This is a genomic window from Microbacterium sp. AB (assembly GCF_032878875.1).
Taxonomy (GTDB): domain Bacteria; phylum Actinomycetota; class Actinomycetes; order Actinomycetales; family Microbacteriaceae; genus Microbacterium; species Microbacterium betulae.
The window spans coordinates 2,805,086-2,826,769 of record NZ_CP118157.1 but is presented as its reverse complement, the minus strand read 5'-3'; the positions used below and the strand labels follow the sequence as shown (position 1 = coordinate 2,826,769).

At 65.5% G+C, this 21,684-nt stretch carries 14 protein-coding genes; 8 read left to right on the top strand and 6 right to left on the bottom strand.

Annotation, left to right across the window (positions count from 1 at the left end; all coding sequences use genetic code 11):
• Window positions 1-20: 20 nt before the first annotated feature.
• Window positions 21-2,114 (top strand): acyltransferase family protein, encoded by a 2,094-nt coding sequence (locus N8K70_RS13365; RefSeq protein WP_317138840.1) that lies wholly within the window; start codon window positions 21-23, stop codon window positions 2,112-2,114.
• A gap of 11 nt (window positions 2,115-2,125) precedes the next feature.
• Here N8K70_RS13365 and N8K70_RS13360 read toward each other — a convergent pair whose 3' ends face one another.
• Window positions 2,126-4,570 (bottom strand): hypothetical protein, encoded by a 2,445-nt coding sequence (locus tag N8K70_RS13360; RefSeq protein WP_317138839.1) that lies wholly within the window; start codon window positions 4,568-4,570, stop codon window positions 2,126-2,128.
• Window positions 4,571-4,863: 293 nt separating this feature from the next.
• Between N8K70_RS13360 and N8K70_RS13355 the strand changes: the two genes are divergently transcribed.
• A complete protein-coding gene (locus tag N8K70_RS13355; RefSeq protein WP_317138838.1) occupies window positions 4,864-6,927 on the top strand; it encodes a glycosyltransferase in 2,064 nt (687 codons plus the stop codon).
• An 11-nt stretch (window positions 6,928-6,938) separates the two neighbouring features.
• Here the strand turns inward: N8K70_RS13355 and N8K70_RS13350 are convergent, their stop codons facing one another.
• A complete protein-coding gene (locus tag N8K70_RS13350) occupies window positions 6,939-7,727 on the bottom strand; it encodes a polysaccharide pyruvyl transferase family protein (protein WP_317138837.1) in 789 nt (262 codons plus the stop codon).
• A 281-nt stretch (window positions 7,728-8,008) separates the two neighbouring features.
• Here N8K70_RS13350 and N8K70_RS13345 point away from each other — a divergent pair, with 281 nt between their 5' ends.
• Together N8K70_RS13345 and N8K70_RS13340 are read left to right on the top strand one after the other, a co-directional pair.
• Window positions 8,009-9,187, top strand: a complete 1,179-nt coding sequence (locus tag N8K70_RS13345) for a hypothetical protein (protein ID WP_317138836.1) — start codon at window positions 8,009-8,011, stop codon at window positions 9,185-9,187.
• Window positions 9,184-10,281, top strand: a complete 1,098-nt coding sequence (locus N8K70_RS13340) for a glycosyltransferase family 4 protein (RefSeq protein ID WP_317138835.1) — start codon at window positions 9,184-9,186, stop codon at window positions 10,279-10,281. Before N8K70_RS13345 ends, N8K70_RS13340 begins: the two co-directional genes overlap by 4 nt.
• 21 nt (window positions 10,282-10,302) lie before the next feature.
• Here N8K70_RS13340 and N8K70_RS13335 read toward each other — a convergent pair whose 3' ends face one another.
• From N8K70_RS13335 to N8K70_RS13320, 4 genes are all read right to left on the bottom strand, one after another.
• The gene (locus N8K70_RS13335; protein WP_317138834.1) at window positions 10,303-12,267 is read right to left on the bottom strand and encodes an acyltransferase family protein; all 1,965 of its coding nucleotides are present in this window, start codon (window positions 12,265-12,267) and stop codon (window positions 10,303-10,305) included.
• 123 nt (window positions 12,268-12,390) lie between these two features.
• The gene (locus tag N8K70_RS13330; RefSeq protein WP_317138833.1) at window positions 12,391-13,878 is read right to left on the bottom strand and encodes a lipopolysaccharide biosynthesis protein; all 1,488 of its coding nucleotides are present in this window, start codon (window positions 13,876-13,878) and stop codon (window positions 12,391-12,393) included.
• Window positions 13,868-14,770 carry a glycosyltransferase family protein gene (locus N8K70_RS13325; RefSeq protein WP_317138832.1) on the bottom strand — a complete coding sequence of 301 codons (903 nt, stop codon included), beginning with the start codon at window positions 14,768-14,770 and terminating at the stop codon, window positions 13,868-13,870. Before N8K70_RS13325 ends, N8K70_RS13330 begins: the two co-directional genes overlap by 11 nt.
• Window positions 14,767-15,828, bottom strand: coding sequence for a polysaccharide pyruvyl transferase family protein (locus N8K70_RS13320; RefSeq protein ID WP_317138831.1), 1,062 nt, complete (start codon window positions 15,826-15,828; stop codon window positions 14,767-14,769). The genes N8K70_RS13325 and N8K70_RS13320 overlap by 4 nt, the downstream gene beginning before the upstream one ends.
• A 329-nt stretch (window positions 15,829-16,157) precedes the next feature.
• Here N8K70_RS13320 and N8K70_RS13315 point away from each other — a divergent pair, with 329 nt between their 5' ends.
• The 4 genes from N8K70_RS13315 to N8K70_RS13300 all read left to right on the top strand — a co-directional run bounded on the left by N8K70_RS13315 (window position 16,158) and on the right by N8K70_RS13300 (window position 21,651).
• The gene (locus tag N8K70_RS13315) at window positions 16,158-17,081 is read left to right on the top strand and encodes an NAD-dependent epimerase/dehydratase family protein (protein ID WP_317138830.1); all 924 of its coding nucleotides are present in this window, start codon (window positions 16,158-16,160) and stop codon (window positions 17,079-17,081) included.
• Window positions 17,078-18,184, top strand: a complete 1,107-nt coding sequence (locus N8K70_RS13310) for a glycosyltransferase (RefSeq protein WP_317138829.1) — start codon at window positions 17,078-17,080, stop codon at window positions 18,182-18,184. Before N8K70_RS13315 ends, N8K70_RS13310 begins: the two co-directional genes overlap by 4 nt.
• Before the next feature lie 115 nt (window positions 18,185-18,299).
• Window positions 18,300-20,135 carry a DUF4012 domain-containing protein gene (locus N8K70_RS13305; protein ID WP_317138828.1) on the top strand — a complete coding sequence of 612 codons (1,836 nt, stop codon included), beginning with the start codon at window positions 18,300-18,302 and terminating at the stop codon, window positions 20,133-20,135.
• Window positions 20,136-20,331: 196 nt separating this feature from the next.
• Complete coding sequence (locus tag N8K70_RS13300) at window positions 20,332-21,651, top strand: LLM class flavin-dependent oxidoreductase (RefSeq protein WP_317138827.1); 1,320 nt, start codon at window positions 20,332-20,334, stop codon at window positions 21,649-21,651.
• Window positions 21,652-21,684: the final 33 nt, after the last annotated feature.

The following is a 21,684-nucleotide window of genomic DNA, read 5'->3' as shown; positions in this document are numbered from 1 at the left end:
CAACACCCTAGGCTCGGTCCGTGATCACTCAACGACCGCCGCTCCGCGGCGACATCCAGGCGCTCCGCGCGGTCGCGGTGCTCTTCGTGATCCTCAACCACCTGTGGCCGGAGCACGCTCCCGGAGGATACGTCGGGGTCGACGTCTTCTTCGTCGTCTCGGGCTTCCTCATCACGTCGCATCTCCTGCGCGAACAGGACCAGTCAGGACGTATCGCACTCGGACGCTTCTGGGCGAGACGTGCCAGGCGGCTCCTGCCGGCGGCGTTGCTCGTGCTGCTCGTCAGCGCGGCGTTGGCATTCTTCGTCCTCCCCTCAGCCGTGCGGCAGGACGACCTCGCTCAGATCGGCTGGGCTGCGCTGTATGTGCTCAACTGGGCGCTCGCGGGTCAGTCGCTCGACTATTTCGCGCAGGAGGCCGGGCAGACGCTCGTCGTGCACTACTGGTCGCTTTCCGTGGAGGAGCAGTTCTACCTGCTCTGGCCGGTGATCCTCGTCGCGGTGTTCTTTCTCTCCCGCAAGCTTGCAGCACGGACCCAACGGAGGGTGCTCGTCATAGCCCTCTCGCTCATCCTGCTCGCCTCGCTCCTGTGGGCGCAGCACGCGGTGGGCGCCGAACCTGAGGCGGCGTACTTCCAGACGACTGCTCGGGCATGGGAGTTCGCAGCGGGAGGACTCCTGGCTCTGATGCCGGCAGTAACCGACAGATGGCGTCTCCGGCTCCTGCCCCTCGTGTGGATCGGATGGGCGGCGCTCGCATCGAGCGCTTTCGTCCTCGACTCTGCCTCTGGCGTGCCGGGCTGGGCGGCCTTGCTCCCCGTCGTCGCCACGATGCTCGTGATCGGCATCGGCGAGGCGGATCATCCCTGGGCGCTCCGAGACGTGACGGGCTGGCGTCCGGTGCAGGCGCTCGGCGACATCAGCTATTCGGCGTATCTCTGGCACTTCCCGCTCATCGTCGTCGCTCCGTACCTCCTCGGACACGACCTCTTGGCGAGCGAGAAGGTGGTGATCCTCATCATCACGTTGGTGCTCGCCGCGCTCACCAAGCGCTTCGTCGAGGACCCGGTGCGCTTCGGGCCGCTGGCCGCTATGCGCCCTCGTAAGGTGCTGGCGGCCGCGCTCGTCGCGATGACAGTGGTCGGCGGAGGACTGCTCGGCGGAACCGCGATCGCGCAGATGCGCGCCGACGCCGTGCACGCGGAGCTGATGGCGCAAGCTGCCGAAGGAGGCGACTGCTTCGGTGCACAAGCCGTGCTCAGCGGAGCGGATTGTCCCGCCTCGCATCTCCTCGCGGACGCCACGTATCTCGAGGACGCTCCCACCGACACGTTCGCGGGCGAGGCAGGGGGAACAGAGTGGTTCGCCTGCTCGGACGACGGCATAGCCGGAGTGTCGTCGAGCGAATGCGTGGCGGGAGTGCCGGAGGGCGAGCAGTCGCTGAACGTCGCGCTCATTGGAGACTCCCATCTGTCGATGTGGCGAATGGCGGTCCGCAACCTATCCGACGACTACGGGATGCGCATCACGACGCACCTGCTCGGCGGCTGCGTCCCGAGTCTGGATCCCGACCTCCGCATATCCGGTGGTTCCGCGAGCCCGGCGGAATGCTGGACCTGGCGCGACACCCTGATCCGCGAGATCGCGAATGACCCTTCCATCGACGTCGTGGTGACCAGCGCGCGCGCGAATGCCTACCGCTACGAGGACGGCACCGCAGACCCCGGCACGGGATATATGGAGGCATGGACGCTCTGGCTGGAGGCAGGCAAGGACGTGATCGTCATCGACGACGTCCCGACGTTGTCTGAGCCGATCGTGGACTGCGTGCTTGCCGAAGGCGCCGAGACCATGGATCCTTGCTCACGCCCGCGCGACGAGGCCCGCAGAGAGACGGGACTCCAACGCGCGGCAGAGGCGATCGACGATCCGGCCTTGCATTTCGTGGACTACACCGATGTCCTGTGCGATGAGGACGTCTGTCATGCGATCGTGGGCAGCATCCCCGCGTACCAGGACTCGAACCATCTGTCGGTCGCGTTTACCATGTCGTTCCGGGATGCGCTGCTCGACCCCGAGCTCAGGACGATCGTCGAGTCGCGGCAGGGCCGATGATCTGACGATCCTCAGATCTGCCGATGGCCCCCTGGCACGTTCACCGCGGTGCGGAGATCGGTCGTATCTAGTCCGTAGTACATTCTCACGGCACCGTCGATCGTGATCTGCGCGACGCTGTCGTGGGCGGCGAGAACTCTGCGTCGACCAATGCAGTCGACCTCGACGACCTCCTCGGCTGTCGTCCTCAGTCTCATGGTCTTGTGTGTGGCCCAGGTATCGATCCAGGGCTCAGGTGTCGGGTAGAAGCTCTCATCGCGTTCCTCCTCGGTGTTGAGCCGGTGACCGTCGGCTCGATACCAGAGCAGCGCCAGAGGGCCTCGTGGGGTCGAGAAGAGCATGCCGCGAACGTTCTCGTCGTCGAACTCAATCCAGCGTCGGAAGTCCGCCCCGTCGAGGTTCTCCGCCGCCGCCGCGTAGGCCAGTAGAGACGGCTTGGGACTGAGGTCGCGCAGCAGCAATCCGAAGTGATGCTCGCGGTCATAGGGACGGGCACCGTAGGGGTTGGCCTTGATGTTGTCGTAGAGCTGGAACCACATCATGGACGTGACGCCGACGGAGAGAGCGAGAGCAGCGGAGAGGACGATGTTCTCGGCGGCGTGGCGGTATGAGTCGTCCCACCATGCGTTCGGGCGGGTGCACGCGTAGACTTCCGTGAGCCAGAGCTCCATGCCGCCCGGCGCGTACGCGTCGATCAGTGCACGGGCCTCCTTGAGGGCGCCGAAGTAGTTCCACGAACGATCCTCCCCGCTCTCGACCGCTTGCCAATCCGGTGCGTAGTCGGGTGTGACGTTGCCTCGACCGGGGTGGAGGTTGAACGCGTCGGCGTACTCCGCCAGGTCTGCCTCGAACATCGCCCGCGCGTAGGGCACATCCATCCCGGCGAGGCCAACGGCGATGAGCCCGATGTCGGACGCACGTCCGCGGATGCCCCGCCGGAACGCCCGCACCCACTTCTGGACGTACAGCGCGGCGCCGTCACCGGAGAAGGCGCCTTCGCCCCAGCGGTTCAACTCGTTGGCGAGCTCGTAGTGTGTCGCCCCCGCTTCTTCCGCACGATCGAGCTCCTCGGCCACATAGGTGTCAAGGCCTTCGGCGTCGCCGTCGAACGCATCGAGCGATTGCGGTGTGCGCATGCGATGCTGAGTGAAGCCGTACTTCTGCAGCTCCGCCTCGCTGAAGTAGGTGTGCCGGCTGCGCCGCACGCCGATGCGTCGGAGGAGCGCTCTTTCCTCGGGTGGGCCGAAGAGATAGGCGGCCGCGATCCCGAACATCGATGCCGCCGCGTCGTCGCCGTACTCGTGCGCGGGGAGGACGGCCACGTTGGTCCGTGTGTAGGTCTCGTCCTCCTGGGAGCGGGCGGAGAGCTCGACGAAGGCGATGCCCCGATCTCTGAGGGCGATCTGCACCTCGACATCGCTTACGGCACCGGTCTCCATCCGGAGGGTGCGGGAACCTTCGGAGACGACACCCCCGTCGAAGTCATGGGCGATCCACCTGAGCTCGACGTCCCGCACATCGCCGCCGTTGAAGACGCTGGCTGTGACGGGGAGGGAGTCGTCCGTGCCCTCCCAGATATTGTAGGGCGGCGAGGTCGCGAGCATACCGGCGAGGGGCGCGTCGCTCGCCACGGCATCGAGTATCGGCGGACGCGACTCATCCCCGAGAATCGCGATGAGGGTGGAACGATGATGACTGCTCGAGAGCTCCGTCGGGGGTAGATGGAGCGCCCGGTTGTCACGCCACTCGGTCGCCGAGCCCTTTGTCACGAGAGCGAGGTGCGCGCCGTCGCGCTCTTGCACGTACACGAAGCGCCCGCTTCTCTGGAACGGGACGCCGCCGCGCGGATCCCTTTCCCAGTCGAATACGCCGTGTGCCGTCTCGACGACGGGGTCACGGGAGTATGTCTCACGCAGGATCATCCCTTCCTTCGGAGTGAGGGACTCGAAATCGTGGAAGTCGAACGTGATCTCCAGCTTCCGGCCGCGGGGGATGAAATGAGCGCGTACGGTTCCGGCGACGTCGTCCACGGGCGCGTAGTCGACGCGGATCGCGGCGGCTCCGTCGTCTGCGTGGGCCAACACGGCGACGCCTGAGGTGAAGACGATCTCGCGGAAGCGGAACCCCCGGAATCGTTGGACGGGGGTGCCCTCCGCGGTGCAGAGGAGGATCGCAGGCCTCTTGCCCTCAGCGCGGACCAGGAAGCCATCACCCTGTAGCTGAGGCGTCGGCTCCGCGTCGTCCGCGAGAAGGGAACTCTCGCGCGGCGTGGGGTCGGCGAGGTCCCAGCCGCGCAGCACGAGCGAGGCCCCGAGCACACCGAAGAATCCTGCGTGGAGCATCTGCCGTCGGCTGATCAGCGAGTCGTGAGGACGGGCATCGTGTGAGCCGTTGTCGCTCAAAGGATGGTCTGCGATGCCGTTCCTCTTTCTCGGCACGTGATCGCGGGGCGTCATGTCGGTGAAGGCGCGGTTACGTTGTGAGTCCGATCGCCTTCGCGTCCGTTGCCCGCTGTGACCCGGTCGGTGTGCATGTGCCGAGGCCGATTCTGACACGGCGACCTGGTGGGCTCCTCGCTTCCCTGGCCGACGAGTCGCCGCTCGCGGTGCGGCCTCGTCGGGGAAGGACGAAGCAGGCTCGTTAGGATGAGAGCTCACCACGCGCTTCGGCGATGGACGCCAGAGGTGCTTGCATCCCGCTTCGAGAGCCGCGGGAAGTCGCAGACGAATCAGGAACGCCGGGGACCACATTGAGCACGAAGCCGCTTCGAGTACTCGAGTCCGTCGCAGCCCCGGGGCGCACGATCAAGTACATCGATCAGGTGGTGAGGTACGCGCCCGACGACATCGTGTTCACCTACTTCCGCTGGACGCACGCGCTTCTTGCCCGTTACGACGTCTTCCACGTGCATTGGCCGGAGTTCCTGATCCGATCACGCAAGACGTGGGCGCGTGCAGTTCAGCGCATCCTGTTCCGCATGCTTCTGCTGCGGTTGCGGCTCACGAAGACCCCGGTTGTGCGCACGCAGCACAACCTCGAGCCACACGAGCGTGGCGACTCCATGGAACGCCGCCTCCTCGGAGAGCTGGAACGCCTGACAACTGTGCGAGTACTGCTGAATTCCGCGACGGCGGTGCAGCCCGACGAAGTCGTGCGTGTGATTCCCCATGGGGACTATCAGGAAGAGCTGGGCTCGTTCACGGCCGCAGAGCCTCGGCAAGGACGCCTCCTATTCTTCGGGAGGATCGAGCCCTACAAGTCGGTACCCGCATTGCTTGACGCGTTTCGAGACGCTGCGGAGGAAGGCGATGAGCTCCGCATCGTCGGCAAGCCGTCAGCGACCGTGGGAGCGGAACTCGAGGCGAGGGTCTCGGCGTGGGACCGCGACGACGCTCACGTGGCTCTCCGTCTCGAGCACGTCAGCGACGCCGAGATGGTCCAAGAGATGACCTCCGCTGAGGCGATCGTGCTCCCGTACAGTGAGATGCACAATTCCGGTGTCGTGCTCGTCGCTCTGTCCCTCCGTCGCCCCGTGATCGTTCCTGCGTCGGAGGCGAACGAGGCCATCGCGCGCGAGGTCGGCGCGGGATGGGTCATCCAGTACGAAGGCCGATTCGATGCCGAGGCGTTGCGAAACGCGCTTCATCAGGTCCGTGAGTCGGAGCGGCGAGCACCGAATCTCTCTTCGAGAGACTGGCGTGCTGTCGCAGCCGCTTACGCTGACACCTTCCGCGAAGCTGCTCGGGTGGCCGCTGAGCGCAAGCAGGCGCCGGTCTTCGTGAATGCAGGGGGACAACGAGACAACATCGGGGACTCGTTGCTCCGCCGCGCCTATCTGGACGCTCTGCGACCGGTCGGGACCCTGCACGTCTATGCCGGCCCCGATGCCGGGTACACATCTGGGCTCGGACTGAGGGACGGGGACGTGGTCTACACGTCTCCGATGGCCTGGCTGCTGCACGCTGGACGGTATGCGCTGACGAGAAGAATCGTCCTGGGCATCAACACCGGCGAGGTCGTCGGAACGCCCGAGGAGGAGCGTAAGGGACGATGGCAGCCGATCCTCGCACGCTTGGTGTCCTTGCGCGGCGGGCGCGTCGTCATGGCAGGCATCAGTCTTCGCCCGGGGACGTCTGCGGAACACACCTCGCTCTCTGCGCTGGCGTCGCGCGCGGACGTGGTCACGTGGCGCGATCGCTGGACACGCGACGCCTTCGGGATCGGCGACGTCCAGCCCGATTGGGCCTTCAAACTGGGAAGCGAGCGCGATGACTGGCGCACCCATTCCGACCGTGCGATCGTGGCCGTCGCGATGAGGGGAGACAGACCCGCCCCAGCGGACGATTGGTATGACGCCGTGCAGCGGGTCTCAGAGACGACGGGCACCCGAATCGTCGTCGTCGTGCAGGTCAGGAGGGACGTCGATCGCGCGCGCCAATTGGCTTCTCGCCTCGATGCAGAGATCGTCGAGTGGAGTGCGGAGGATGATCACGCCGTGCATGAACGGAAGGTCCGCGCGGTGTATGGCGACGCGGTTGCCGTCGTCAGCGACCGTATCCATGCTCTGATCGTCGGTTACACCGAGGGCGCGGTGCCCCTGGGATTCAGCACCGGATCCCCCGAGAAGGTAATCCGCTCGCTCAAGACCGTCGCGTCCCTGCCCTTCTGCGCGGACGACGGCTCAGCATCTTCCGAAGAGGTCTGGCTCGCGGCGCTCGCGCAGAGAGAGACGTTCTTCTCCGACCTGACATCCGCACGCGCGACGCTGTCCGGGGTCTCCGCGAGCGTCGCCGCCTTGGCTCCAGGATGTTGACCCTCTGGCCGTCAGCCCGCCTTGTCCCAGAGGTCTTCTGGGAACGCCGCGAGCAGCGCGTCGCCGTCGAAGACGGCGGGCGGCTCTCCGCCGAGTCTGATCGCCTCGTCGACCGACGTGGCAGCAGAATGCACTTCGCGGCCGGTTCCCGCGTAGTAGTCGTCGTACTTGAATGACGGCTCCGCCCCCGGCTTCACCAGGCGCGCGGGGATGCCGAAGGACTCGGCGATCACGATCCCGTGGAGCGAGGATCCGCAGACGAAGTCGCTCAACGCGATCTCGCGGACGACTTCGAACGGGTCTTGGAGGGGATCCACGACGTGAGGTCCGACGGCCTTGTCCCGGTCGTGGAAGTTGGGGACGACAGTGACCTCGTGGCGGGTGTGGCCACCGTTGTCTCGCAAGTAGTCCTCGCGTGGCCAGAATCGAGACCAGAGAAGAGCGGGGTCGCCGTAGACTTCGGGGACATCCGTTCCCAGACCGAGAAGTGTTTCTCGCGTCCTTGGTCCTCTGACGGCGCGTACATCGATGTCGGGGGCGGCCCCCGCATCCATCGACTTCCCATTCACTCCAGTGCCCCAGACGGTGTCTCCGGGTCGGGAGAGCTTCATGATCGAGCCGACCGCGAGCAGCCGGTGCTCGCGGTCGGGCTGCCGGAGTGCTCGTTGTTCGATCAGATGGGAGACGATGATCGGGCCGATCAGGTCGCCGAAGTTGTTCAGCGGCCTCTTCGGCACGAAGCGGCCTCGCAGTCCCGGCCGACGGCGGAGGGGATTGAAATGGACGACTTCGACTGGCATGGGGCGTTGCTTTCTGACGATGGCGCCTTTTGCTCACGCCCTGGGTGCGTGGCCGACGTTCTCGACGCCCGGGATGAAGAAGTGCCCCTGTCACGGCACCCCTCCACCTTACCTCCGGCTCCAGATCGCAGAACGTCGGAGGGAGCGTCGCGGCCGTCGGGATAGAGTTGCATGGTTGTGCGTGGCTCGCCCCGTGAGACGGGTCGGCGGATCGCGGTATCAATGTGTGGAAGCCGGTTCGAGGACATCCTTCGAGCGTTGCGGAGACGGTTGTGAGGGGCATGGAAGACAAGCCGTTGCGTCGTGACTTCGCTCGGCAGCGTCCGCGCCGACTCAGGTACTCCTCTCGTCTCGACGAGTTGTTCTTCCAAGTGGCGATCATCCTCGGCTTCGCGCTCGGTCTTGCTGTGACACTGCTGCGCGAGGAGGTTCTGCCCGATCAGTTCAACCGCGACGCCAACCGCATCTACAACATCGCGAGTGGCCGAGTCCCGGATTTCACCGATCGTTCTTACACGCCGGTGGGCATCGTCTATCGATGGATCGGCCTCGGGGACGCTCCGACCGCGGCGGCGATCGTTGGATATCTCGCGGCCAGTGCCGTCATCCTCGTGGCGTTGTTCCGGACCGGCCGCCGCACCGCGAGCCTGCCGGTCGCGCTCTACATCGTCTCGGCGTTTCTGCTGTCGAGCATCTATCTCGGGCAGTACTCGAAGGACGTGTTCGTCCTGATTCCTGTCGTGTTGCTCATCTCGCTGCCTCGTCGCATCTTGTGGGACGTCGTCGGGGTAGGGGCGATGCTGTTGTATGCCTACTTCTTCCGCGATTACTGGGCGATCGTCGCGTTCGCCTATGCGGCATATCGACTGATCACGCTCTGGCAGGCCCGCATACGGTACCTGCTGGCCGGGGGAGCCTTTGCGTCCGTCGCCGTGGGCATGGCCTTCTTCGTCGCGCTCGGCGTCGATCCCAACCACTACAGGACAGTCGTCCAAGGGCATCTCAACGCGAACACCTTGATCGTCCCCTTGGAACCGGCCGCCCAGCCCCTGGGCGGGGCAGTCGATGTGTTCGTGAACTACTGGCTTCTCTACCTGCCCGTCCTGTTGCCCTTCACGGCGAGCATCGCGTACATCGTCGTGATGCTGGGGATCGGGTTCGCCAAACTCTTCCCGCTCATGGCTGCCCGCTCGGAGGTTCGCTGGCCTTCTCGCAGCGTCCTCGACGGATCGTTGGCAAGGCGGGCGCTTTCGCTCATCCTTGCGGTGGGTGTCGTCCAGGCAGTGTTCGAGCCGGACTACGGCTCTGCTCTCAGACACTTCACCCCGCTCATGCCGTTGGCTCTCGTGCTTATGCAGTCGCTGCGATCGGGGAGGCTCCGGGCGGGAAGAGCGCCGGCCTGGAACTGGTCGGGTGATTCCACCCGGGATGTCGAAGCTTCTACGATTGGACCTCGATGAGCACGGAGAACACCCCGCCCGTTGGCGTCACCATGTTGTGGATGGAGTCGACGCGCGTCGGCTCTGCGGCCCGCACCCATATGGACGGAACGCGCTCGCGGCTGGATTCCGCGGGGATCCCGGTGAGGTCGCAGATCTTCTCCGAGGCTGTGAACGAGAGTGCTCTGGGAAAGATCTCGCGCCTGATCGGGCTCGTGCGGGCGGCGCGTCGAGCCGCTCACCGGGGTGTTCTCGTCACACGGTGGCATCCGTTCGTCGCCTTCGTCGCGCCTCGATGGCGTCGTAAAGGCGGGAGAGTGCTCCTGCTGGTTCAAGGGAACGACGATTCCACGTACGAGACGAACCCGTGGCTCCGCCGTGTTCCCGGTATCCGCAAGCTCATGACGAGAAGCCTGGGGATGGGATCCTACGTGCTGTGCGTGAACCGCGGACTCGCCGATTGGGTCCGGTCTGAACGCTCCGCCAGAGCCGACGTGCCGATCGAGGTGATGCCCAGCGGTGTCTCAGACGTGTTCTTCGACGCCGATCCGGTCGATATCGGCGAGCCCTACGTGCTGTTCTTCGGAGGCCTGGCGCCGTGGCAGGGAATCGACTACATGCTGGAGGCGCACCGGTCTGCCTCGTGGCCTCGTGGCCTCAAACTGCTCGTGATCGGGGATGGTGCAAAGGCGGAGGCGGTCGAAGCCGCGCAGGGACCGACGCTCGAATGGTTGGGGCGTCGCAGACCGGAAGAACTTGCGGGATACGTTGCGGGTGCCCTCGTCACCCTGTGTCCGAAGTCGAACACAGGGTCGATGGCGAAGGTGACGACGCCGTTTAAGATGCTCGAGTCCGCTGCGGCGGGTGTGCCTGTGATCGCAACGGACATCCCTGCGCAGGTCGACATGCTCAGTGAGGGCTACGGGGCGCTCGTGAGTGCCGATGACCCGGAGGACCTCGCTCGAGCCGTCGCGGGCATCGCGTCGGATCCTGCACGCCGTTCTGAACTGGTCGAGAGGGCGAAGGCCTTTTCTCCTCAGTGCCGATGGTCGTACGCAGCGCCCCAGCTGGCGCGAGCGGTCAAGTCGCTGGAGGACGACATAGCCTCGTCGTAGTCCGGCTGAGATCGCGGCTCGTCACCTGACGTCCGCGAATGCTGCGCGCACGGCTGGGTCGTCGGCCAGCGCCTCGGCGAGCGCGACGGTGGCGTTGCGGGTCATGTGGGCGGTGTCGACCATGACGAGGTCGGTGATGTCGTCGCCCAGATATGCTCTGCAGCTCGACTCGTCACACATCCAAGGCCAGCGGTCGATGTAGTGCGCGCCTGCAGAGGCCACTGCATCCGCAAGGCGTTGATTGGCCCCTGCCGTGACGTCGAGATGAGCATGGAGCGCCTCTTCGACGCCATCAACAGAACCGTGCGCCGCGATCGTCTGCCAAGCCGCTTGGTCGTAGTGCGCGCCCTGTCCGAGGACGGCGACCTTCAGCCCGAGGGCGTCCAGCCATTCGAGGAGACCTGTGATCTCGCTCAGTCGCTCGGTGGTGAGCCGCATCGATACGACGACGAGATCGACGGACGGCGCGAGATCGGCGATGTCGGAGAGACGCCTCTCGTTGTAGCTCGCGCAGCCGGCGTCGACCCCGTCGATCGAACCGAGATCGGGAAGCGGCGGGCACCCGACACGTTCGCCTGTGAGGTAGTTCGCATTCGGTGCCAGCGTCGTCGCGAACGTGAAGCCCTCGGGCCCGATGGAGTCGCCGATGACGAGCACATTGGGCTGCTCATCCGACGGCGTGCCGCACAGAACGCCGGTCTTGGACGCGCACAGCGCGTTCGTCTCAGCGCGGCGGAACGCGTTCACGGCGTCCCTGTCCAGCTCGACGACCGGCCGCACGTCAGCTTCGTACGCCTCTGGGCGCGAAGCAGCCCATGCCACCCCGACGCTGCCGACGCATAGCGTCAAAGCGACGCCGAGAGCCGGTAACGCGCGTTTGGTGAAGCGAGCGGCGGACACGCGTCGTGGAACGGCAGCGGGCGCGTGGGGGCCTCTCACGCGCAGGGGCCTTTCGACGGCGCGGTATTGGAGCTCTGCGAGAGCGACGGTGAGGACGAGGCAGAGGGAGGCGGACCCAAACGTCAACTCGCCCGTGAACTCCCTTGCGAACACGAGAACGGGCCAGTGGGCGAGATAGATGCTGTATGACCGGAGACCGATGTACCGCATCACGCCATTGCTCAGGGCGGCGTCCAGGCCGCGGGGACGGCGCGCGACGATCACGAGCGCGGCGCCCACGGTGGGAACGAGCGCGATCCAACCAGGGAAAGTGGTTCCCTGTTCATCGAACGTCAGCACCGCGAAGACGATGAGCGCCACGCCGCACAGCCACGTCAGGGATTGCGTGGCGGATCCCCGGCGGCTCGGCGGCCAGGATCGACGCTCGATCCACACGCACAGCGCACCGATCGCGAACTCGTATGTGCGAAACGGGGTGAGATAGAAGGCCGCGTCGGGCGAAGCGATCGAGAAGTAAGAGGTGATCACCACAGAAAGGGCGGTGAGGATGGCGATGGCGAAGGGTGTGAAGCGCCTCGTCCACCGGAGAAGGAGGACGAGGAAGAGCGGCCAGACCAGGTAGAACTGCTCCTCGACGCTGAGCGACCAGGTATGGAGGAGAGGCTGGCTGGCGGACGCCTCAGCCCAGTATCCGGACTCGCGCCAGAAGTAGACATTGGACAGCGAGACGGCGGCTGAGGCAGCCGACTGGGCTATCTCCGCGATACGGAACGGCGGGAGAAAGAACAGCGCGACGATGACGGTTGCTGCCGCCGTCGTCAAGGCGGCGGGGAGCAACCGTCGTACGCGCCTGAGATAGAACTCGGAGAAGGAGAACGACGATCGTCCCACGCCCGACACGACCTGGCGCGTGATGAGATACCCCGATATGACGAAGAACACGTCCACGCCCACATAGCCGCCGGGCAGAGCGGTCAGACCGGCATGGAACAGCACGACGGCTGTGACGGCTATGGATCTGAGCCCGTCGATGTCCGGACGGTATGCGGATGCCTCGACGTGGGGGGTTGAAGCTCGTGTCGTCATGGAGTCTTCTGTTCGTCCGGGACTGCGGGCGCATGTGCGTGGTCAGCGTAGGGCTTTCGTGAGCGTCTCCTCGGCAGAGACACTCTTGCCGATGCGAATGCGGAGGGCGGGGATTTCCGCGCGTCAGGCACGTCGATGTCTGAACACTCGGGCGAGCACAGGGCGGAGGACATCCCGAGTCTCCGTGTCAGCGATGCCCCACACCGTTGCGGCATATCCGGCGAGCGCGATGATGCCGACAGGCAAGGCGAAGAGCAGGGGCGCCCATTCGCCTTGGGCCCATGCGGTGCCCTGGAGAAGGATGATGAGTGTCGCCCAGGGGAGCATCGCACCGAAGACCTTCGCGATCTGAAGCAGGTACTTTCCCACGTCCAGGTCGATCGCGCGCTTCACGACCCAGAGTCGGACCGGCCAGACGAACACCCTCGCCCAACGCGATATCACGATGCCCACCATGCCGAGGGGCAGAAGAGCGAACACGAGCACGACTCCGACGATGTTCTGGAGCACGGCCAACCAGAAAGCTGCCGACGCGCGTCCGCGCGACAGGAGGATCGGTCGGTCGAAGTACATGACCGCGGCCAGCCCCCATCCGGCTGCGAGACCCCACAGGATGGGAATCGACTGGTCCCAGCCCTCGCCGAACACGAACGGGATGATCTGGGGAGCGAGGGTCGCGGTGAGGGCGAAGACGGGGACGCCGACGAAGCCGGCCGCGAAGGTCATCTGCCGGAAGATCCGGTTGAGACGAGGCAGGTCGTCCTGCACGCGAGAGAAGGTCGTGAGCGAGACGCGCGATATCACCGTCGTCACGAGTTCCATGAGCAACGTGCCGACACGCTGCGCGAGGTAGTAGTAGCCGAGGATCTCCGCGTTGAAGAAGTAGCCGATGACGAGCTTGTCGATATTGCCTTGGACCGCATCGAGCAGTTCGGTCGCCATGATGCTGAGGCCGATCGGCCAGATCCGCCTGAGCGACTCCGCGGAATACTCGAAGCGAGGTCGCCATGGTGTCGTCGCCCAGAGGGCGATGCATGCAACGGCAGCGGTGACGAGCGTCTGCGTGACGAGCGCCCACACGCCTCCGCCGAGCAATGCCACCGGGATGGCGGCCAGCGCGCCGGCCGTGGCTGCGATCAGCTGACGGATGGAGAGAAGCTTGAACCCGAAGGAGCGTTCGAGAAGCGCGGCGGGCGTCTGTGACAGAGCCCAGATCGGCAACGACAGTCCCATCACACGGAGTACGTCCGTCAACAGCGGCTGCGACAGGACATCGGCGGCCAAGGGCGCTCCGAAGAAGAGAAGCGTGTAGATCGCGAGTGAGATGGAGAGCGACGTCCAGAAGGCTGTCGAAGCGTCCTTCTCCCGCAGCTCCTTGATCTGGATGAGCGCCTTGGCGAAGCCCGCGTCTACGGTGACTTGGAGAACGGCGATGATCGCCGTGGCCAGCGAGATGATGCCGAAGGTCTCGGGCCCCAGCAGACGTGTGAGGACGGCGATGACGAGGAGTTGAAGGAGCCGCGACCCCCAGCGCTCGAGGACGACCCAACCGATCGAGCGAGTGACCTTCCCTCTTAGGTCATCTGGGCCGTCGGGGAACTCAGCCGTCATGTCGAGCGGCCGTGCCGTGAGTTCCGCGTCTTACCGCACGGTAGGCAGGTCCGAGGAGGCGCTTGACGAGCATCCAGATCGACTCGCCGATCGACTTGGGGCCGAGGCATGCGAAGATCGTCGACGGACGGGGTCGATCCGACGTGATGGCGAAGTCCGTCGTCAGCTGCGCATCGAGCGGGCGAATGACTCCCGCGAGCGCCTTGCCGGAGTGGTTCTCGCCGGTATCGACGTGGTACACGGCGCCCCGGAACGGCAATGATCGCAAGGTGCGTCCGTGCGCGCGATGCCAGGTCTCGGCATTGCGGTGGGCTCCCATAATGTTCGGAAGCACGTCCCCGTATGCGGCGAGCAGCGCCTCTTGCGTCGAGTGGATCGAGAGATCCGGAGGAACGTTGTATGCGTCGAACGGAATGATGTATGACGTTCCGCAGGTTCGATTGAACGCCTCCTGGCGACGGTAGCCGTTCCGTGAACGTGAGTAGATCCAGCCCCGATCGATCACCCACCCGTCAGAGCCCGGACGTGTCTCGACGAAGGCGACGAGGTCCCTGTGGACGAAATCGTCGGCGTCGAAGATCATCACCCAGTCGGGCTCATGCTCTCGCGCCGCAAGGAGACCTGCTCCGATCTTGGTCCCCTTGTCCTTGACGAATCCTGACCTGTCCGCGTGCGGCCCGTTCACGCGTGCGGGCGGCTCGAAATCGACCTCCACGAATCGTGTTCTCTGCGGAAGCGGGAAGCTCGGGGCGCGGTTCCCGACGATGATGACGATGTAGTCGTCGCTCGTCTGTTGCTCGAGAGAGGCAAGCGTCGCGCTCAGCAGAGTCTCGTTGTACGCGTAGTCGTCGGCGTTGTCAGGGTGTCGCATGCTCGTGATGAAGGCCATCATCGTTGCTCGAGCACCTCCTGGGTCTGACGACGCGCGTCATCGAGATCGAGACTGTATCGCGCTGTGGTGAACTCGCCCGTGTAGTCGTCGAAGACAGCGCCGAGTTTCCGATAGTTGTTGTCGAGCATGACATGCGGGATTCCGAGAAGCACGGAAAGCACGTGCGCGTGCAGTCGATCGACGACCACAGCGCGTGCTTGCGCATACAGCCGGAGCGCAGAGTCCGCATTGCGGGCGTTGATGTACAGCACGACGCGTTGGAGCAGCCGCTGCGGGAGGCTCGGGAGGGGAACGTGAAGTCTGCGCCGGACAGCCACGATCTTGTGGTTGAAGCGGGCGACGAGACGCGCGGCCTTCCAGCCCAGCGGATCGCTTGCGTGCAGCCCCCAGTCGGTGACGTGCAACTCGTACGGCGCCGCCCAATCAGAATCGATCGAACGGAGTCCCGACGCGGACTCCTTGTCAGCCCGCGCGATGACCAGCACCTCTCGCGGCTCGCGAGCGACGCCATCGGGGAGCCGCGGTGAGTATCCCAATGCCATGTCGGGACAGAACGTGCAGTTCAGATCCGGCAGGAGGCGGCTGGCGCGCTGCAAAGACAGGGTGTCGCGAAGGAGCACACGGAAGTCCGGGTGCGCGCCCAGAACGCGATTCGCCGCGCGCGCGCGCTCGTCGTCGGAGAAGTACACGGATTGCGAGAGCTGAACGATCCGGTAGTCGTGCAAGTCGGCGACTGCTCTCTCCCTCAGCGCCTGATGGCCGGGCCAGAGGTCCCCGAAGTTCCCTCCTCCGTGCAACAGCACGGTTCCCCCCTTGGGGAGGCGGCGGCGGACATCCTTGGGATCGTAGCTGTTGAGGTCGCAGACGTACGAGATCTCATAGCCGAGTTGGGTGAGGTACGCCAGCTCCCCCTCCCAGATCAGCGAGTCTCCGACGTTCCTCTGATTGGGCGCGTCGATGATCGCCACGTGACGCGTGTCGCCGATCGTCTCCCGGAGCGTGTTCTTCGTCTCCGTGCGCAATTTGGCGAGATGGTCAGAGTCCTGTTGGTTCAGCACCGTGCTCGGCCTTCCTCCCGGTGCGCTCTTGCGCAACCACCACAGCCTAAATCACCCCTGACGTCCCTACAGGATCGCTCGGGACCCGGGCGCCAGACCATAGCGTCGGAGCGGCTCTCGTGCAAGGCCGTGCCCTCGTGGCGGGTGGGAATTCTGCGGGAGCTGTGATCGCGGATAGGGTGATTCGACTGCCGTGGCGCGGATCCGAGGTGCCTGGGGTGGCTGCAGCCCGTTCGTGCCCCCGCGTGAGAGTCTCGTGAGAGCGAATCTGTGGATTCGCTTGCCGTCCATGTGCATGACGTGATTCCAAGACGCCCGGGAGGTACGCGATGACCAGATGCCTGGTGATCGGCGGCAACGGCTTCATCGGCTCCTACGTCGTCGATGAGCTCGTGGCGGCAGGACATGAGGTGACAGTATTCGATCGGTTCTCGGGACTGCGAAGGTTCCGAGCCGACCCGGTGCGTGAGGTCGCCGGCGATTTCCTGAACGTCGGGGACGTCGAAGACATCGTTGCTGGACAGGACGTGATCTTCCACCTTTTGTCCATGACCAACCCTGCCTCGGCAGAGGCGGATCCGCTCCTCGATATCCGCACGAATGTGACGGCGAGCATTGAACTCTTCCGCGTGGCCGCCGAAGCAAGCGTCGGGCACCTGTACTTCGTATCGACTGGCGGCGCAATCTACGGAGAGCAGCCCACGAACGTCGTCGACGAGGATGCGACCCCGCTGCCGGTCTCCCCATACGCCATAGGCAAGCTGACGATCGAGCGGTACCTCGACTATTTTCGCAGGGTGCACGGTCTCCAATCGACGATCCTGCGGCTGTCCAACCCGTATGGCCCGAGGCAGAGCCCCACGCGTCGCCAGGGCGTCATTCCCATCTTCCTGCGCAATCTCGCATCGGGTAGACCGATCACTGTCTTCGGCGACGGGTCGATGGAGCGTGACTACATCTACGTTGAGGACGCCGCGAAGATGCTCGTCGCCCCCATGGCAGGTGGCGGGCGCCATGCCGTATACAACGTAGGCAGCGGGCGGTCGCACTCTCTCAATGAGATCATCGCCTCGATCCGCCGAGTGACGGGAATCGAGCCCGTCATCGAACGCAAGCCCACTCCTCCGACGTTCGTGCAGCACATCGCGTTGAGCACGGATCGGTACCGCTCGGACTTCGGCGAGCCGACGCGGCTTGTCGACTTGGATGAAGGTGTACGGCGTACCTGGACGACCATGACGGAGAAGGCATGACCGATAAGCGTGAGCCGGGCTCTCCCCTTCGGGTACTCCACGCGACGGAAGCGATGGGCGGCGGCATCGTTAGCATCGTCGACAGCATCTCGCGGCGCCAGGTCGAAGCAGGAGCGTCCGTCACGGTGCTCTACACGGTCCGGCCGGACACACCATCGCCGGAAGTGATGAGGGAGCGGTTTCACCCGGATGTGTCTCTCCGTGAGCCGCTGTCTGGTGGATCCACGCTACGAGACATCCCGCTCATGATGCGGGAGCTGCGCCGGCTTGCGCGCCGGCATGAGTACGACGTGATCCATCTTCACTCCTCGATCGCCGGGGTCGCCGGAAGGCTCGCTCTAGTGGGGGTGAGGGCATCACTCTTCTACTCACCCCATGGTTTCGCCTTCCTCCGTGAGAGTTCTCCCGCCCTGGTTCGCTCGTTCTACCGAACTCTGGAGCAGATCTTCGCCCGCAAGGGGACGCTGATCGTCACCTCGGCAGGCGAGGTGGAGCTCGCCCGTGAACGCCTCCGGGCGCCTCGTGTCGAATACCTGCAATCAGGTGTGCCGGAGTCCTCCCTGGTCGTGAGGAAAGAGCGTGCGAGCGGACCTGTGCTCGTGACGATGACCGGCAGGATCACCTACCAGAAGGCCCCGTGGAGATTCGCCGCGGTCGCCCGCGCGCTCGAGGGCCGCGCACGTTTTCTCTGGGTCGGGGGCGGTTCTGCCGAAGACGCGGCCAACTGGATCGGCGATGCTCCCGTCGAACTGCGCGAGTGGGCGACCCCCGATGAACTCGAGGACATCTTCGCGGACACAGACATCTTCCTCTTCCCGACATTGTGGGAGGGGATGGCGCTCTCGCTGATCCAAGCGCAGGGGAGAGGCATCCCCGCTGTGACGACTGATGTCGTCGGGAACCGTGACACCGTTCTGGATGGAGTGACGGGCTTCGTCCGGGACACTGACGAGCAACTCATCGAAGCTACGCGGCGTCTCATCGACGATCCCGATCTTCGCCGCAGCATGGGAGCGGCGGCTGTCGAGCGTGTTCGAGAGAGCTTCACGGATGATGGGATCGGCGAAGACTCCGTGGAGATCTACCGGCGACATCGCGCGTGATCCGCATCGTGGTCGGCATCCTCCCCGGATTGGCCGACGATCGCGAACTATGCTGGGCGGACGACCTCCTCAGTAAGGTCGCTGAGCCCGGCCGACCGCAGGAGCCCGCAGCAGCATGAGCGCACGCACGATGAACGAGCCGCCCGTCGACGGCGAGTCCGATCAGCCGACGAAGAAGTCTCGTCGGCGCAAGATCATCCGTCGCTGGCTCGGCTGGGGCATCCCCGTTCTTCTCCTCGCATACGCGGCTGTGCTCGGGGTCAGCGCCTTCTTGGCGTATAGTGCGCTCAAGGACGTCGTGCCCCTCGCAGGCGACGTTCAGGATGCGATCGCGGCCGGCGACACGGCGACAGCCGAAGCGGCCGTCGACGAAGTGGCAGAGAAGACGGGCGTTGCGCGCGCCGCGACGGGTCACATCCTCTGGCGGGGGGTCGAATGGATCCCGTTCGTGGGCGATGACCTTCAGTCGGTCCGACTCTCCGCAGCAGCGGGCGATGATCTCGTCCGCGATGCGCTCACTCCTTTCGCGACCGTCGACATCGCCGCGATCGGTCCGAAGGACGGCGCCATCGACCTGGGCGCTGTCCGGGAGCTCGCAGCGCCGATGTCGCAGGCGGCCGTCGCCACAGAGAAGGTGCAGATCGACCTTTCGGCGATCGACACGAGCACCCTGCTGTCGCCGGTCGGCTCGATCGTCGGTCAGCTGACGGAGGCTGTGGGGACGCTCTGGCCCACGCTCAACCGGCTCGACGACCTCATGCCGCATCTGCCGACGATGCTCGGAGCCGACGGGCCGCGGAACTACATCGTCATCGTTCAGAACACCGCGGAGGCGCGGACCACAGGTGGAAATCCTGCATCGCTCTTGATGCTGACGGCAGATCAGGGGCGCATCTCGATCACGCAGCAGGCGTCGTCGACGGACTTCATCAATGGCCGTGGCGAGACGATTCTCCCGGTGAGCGAATCCCTCACAGCGCTTTACACCGACCGTGTCGGACGTTGGATCCAGGACTCGACCATGATCCCGGACTTCGATCAGACGGCGGCGTTGGTCCGTGCCTACTGGCAGGAGACATACGGAGATCCGGGAACAGGTGTCCTCTCGCTCGACCCCACGACTCTCGGCTACATCCTCAAGGCGACAGGACCGGTCGACCTGGTGGACGGCGCTCAGCTGACCTCAGCGAACGCAGTCGATACGTTGCTCAACGGTGTGTACGTCAAATATCCCAGTGAGTCCTTCGCCGACAAAGCTGCGCAGGACGCATACTTCGCGGCTGCTGCCGGCGGCGTGTTCGAGAAGGTCACGAGCGGCTCGGCCGACATCGTCGAACTCGCGCAGGCCATCGGCAAGGCGTCGGGCGAAGGCCGCGTCCTCTACTCGTCGACCGACCCGACGGAGGCGGCAGCAGTCGAAGGGACGACGCTCACAGGCCCTCTCAACGACAGCAACGAGAAGGCCACCGACATCGGCGTCTTCGTCAACGACACGACGGAGGGCAAGCTCGACTACTACGCCGACATGAGCGTTGCCGCGACGAGCGATGTCTGCGAGGTCGCGGCGGACGAGGCCGCGACGTTCACGGTCGAGGCGACGTACAACTACACGCTGCAGCCGGGCGATGTCGCGGGTCTGCCTCTGTACGTCTCCACCGGCCGATACTTCGAGCGCGGAGTCAAGGCGACGGACATGGTGTTCTACGGCCCGGTCGGGGCAACGTGGGCGTCGGCGAAGGTCGACGGCGCGGAGATCATGCCGGACGCGGGCAGCTACGACGAGGGACGCCCGGCGGTTCGCATCCGCATCATCAACGAGCCGGCGACGTCGCACACGATCGAGGTGACGTTCGCGGGTGCCGAGGGCGAGGAGTACGGCGACCTCAACGTCGTGCACACCCCGCTCGTCGAGGACGTGCCCGTCGAGACGTCGACGCCGGGTTGCAGCTGACCTGTCGTGGAGGCGAGGTTGTTTCACGCTTCCGGCTAGGGAGCGGTAGGCGCTAGTCGGACGGACTGTGCGGCGGTGCCGCAGACCGGCCCGATCGTCTGCCGCTGTCCGAGGGACGGTCGGGAACGCTGCCTCTGTTACCGTTTGCGTCAATGTGCCACCGTGTGTTGGTACAAAGATTCCTAGCATTGCGGTCGTGCAGACGAACCACGACCGAGCCGCCTCGCGAAGGCGCGTGCATCTCGCGGCCTTCGTCGAGGGCGTGAACCACACCACGGTCTGGTCGCACCCCGACGCCGGCAGCCAGATCGCCGTCGAGTCGTTCGAGCACATCGCCCGCACGGCGGAGCGCGGCCTGTTCGACCTGCTCTTCCTCGGGCAGGGGCTGCGTGTGCGCGAGCACCGCGGTCGCTTCTTCGAGCTCGACGTGGCCGGCCGCCCCGACACGCTCACGCTCTACGGCGCGCTCTCGGCCGTCACCGAGCGCATCGGGCTCGCCGCGACGCTCAACACGACCTACACCGACCCCGTCGAGCTGGCGACGGGGCTCGCGACGGTCGACCACCTCTCGGACGGGCGCTCCGCCTGGAACATCGTCACGACGAACGACGCCTTCACGGGCGGCAACTTCCGCCGCGGGGGCTACCTCGACTACGTCGACCGCTACCGTCGGGCGACGGATGTCATCGCGTCGGCCGAAGCCATCTGGCGCGCTTCTGAGAACGGCGGGCGCTATCGCTACGACGGCGCCTTCGCCGCGGTCGACGGCGTGAGCGGCATCGATCCGCTCCCGCAGAGGCGTCCCCTGTACATCCAGGCCGGCGACTCGGCGGACGGGCGCGACTTCGCCGCGCGTTTCGCGGACGTCGTCTTCTCGCTCAACACGGCGTACGACGCCGCCGATCGGTTCGCGACCGACCTCGAGCAGAGGCTGATCGCGGCGGGGCGCAGCCGTTCCGAGGTGCGCATCCTCCCGATCGCGCGCCTTGTCTTAGGCGACAGCGCCGCAGACGCCGAGGAGCGTGCGCGAGAGAACGCCCTCGCCCAGGTCACGGGTCAGCGGGCCATCGCCTTCGCCGAGCAGGTGTGGGGTCGCTCGCTCGACGGCGTCGATCCCGACGGGCCGTTGCCGTCCTACGACCCCGTGCGCCCCGAGACGCACCTTACGCAGGGGCGTGTCCAATCCAAGCGCGACCCCCTCGAGACGGTGCGCGGATGGCGCGAGCGCGCTGAGCAGGAGGGGCTCTCGCTGCGCGGCCTCATGGCGGCCGTGTACGGCCGGCCTGCCTTCGTCGGCACGCCCTCCGCGGTCGCGGACGCGATGCTCCGCTACACCGACGCCGGCATCACGGACGGCTTCGCCCTCGGCGCCTATCTCACCCCCGGCGGATTCGACGAGGTCGTCGACCGACTCGTCCCTGAGCTGCAGACCCGGGGAGCATACCCGTCGGCCTACGAGGGGGTCACCGCTCGAGAGCATCTCGGCCTCGATCCGCTCCGCTTCCGCAGCCCCTGACCCGCCGCCCATCCCGTCGTGCACCATCCATCA

What these genes read in the sequence shown, in the direction of transcription:
- N8K70_RS13340 (WP_317138835.1), top strand. Translation starts at nt 9,184, where the DNA reads ATGAGCACGGAGAACACCCCGCCCGTTGGCGTCACCATGTTGTGGATG.
- N8K70_RS13310 (WP_317138829.1), top strand. Translation starts at nt 17,078, where the DNA reads ATGACCGATAAGCGTGAGCCGGGCTCTCCCCTTCGGGTACTCCACGCG.
- N8K70_RS13360 (WP_317138839.1), bottom strand. Translation starts at nt 4,570, where the DNA reads ATGACGCCCCGCGATCACGTGCCGAGAAAGAGGAACGGCATCGCAGAC.
- N8K70_RS13335 (WP_317138834.1), bottom strand. Translation starts at nt 12,267, where the DNA reads ATGACGACACGAGCTTCAACCCCCCACGTCGAGGCATCCGCATACCGT.
- N8K70_RS13305 (WP_317138828.1), top strand. Translation starts at nt 18,300, where the DNA reads ATGAGCGCACGCACGATGAACGAGCCGCCCGTCGACGGCGAGTCCGAT.
- N8K70_RS13325 (WP_317138832.1), bottom strand. Translation starts at nt 14,770, where the DNA reads ATGATGGCCTTCATCACGAGCATGCGACACCCTGACAACGCCGACGAC.
- N8K70_RS13350 (WP_317138837.1), bottom strand. Translation starts at nt 7,727, where the DNA reads ATGCCAGTCGAAGTCGTCCATTTCAATCCCCTCCGCCGTCGGCCGGGA.
- N8K70_RS13330 (WP_317138833.1), bottom strand. Translation starts at nt 13,878, where the DNA reads ATGACGGCTGAGTTCCCCGACGGCCCAGATGACCTAAGAGGGAAGGTC.
- N8K70_RS13315 (WP_317138830.1), top strand. Translation starts at nt 16,158, where the DNA reads ATGACCAGATGCCTGGTGATCGGCGGCAACGGCTTCATCGGCTCCTAC.
- N8K70_RS13345 (WP_317138836.1), top strand. Translation starts at nt 8,009, where the DNA reads ATGGAAGACAAGCCGTTGCGTCGTGACTTCGCTCGGCAGCGTCCGCGC.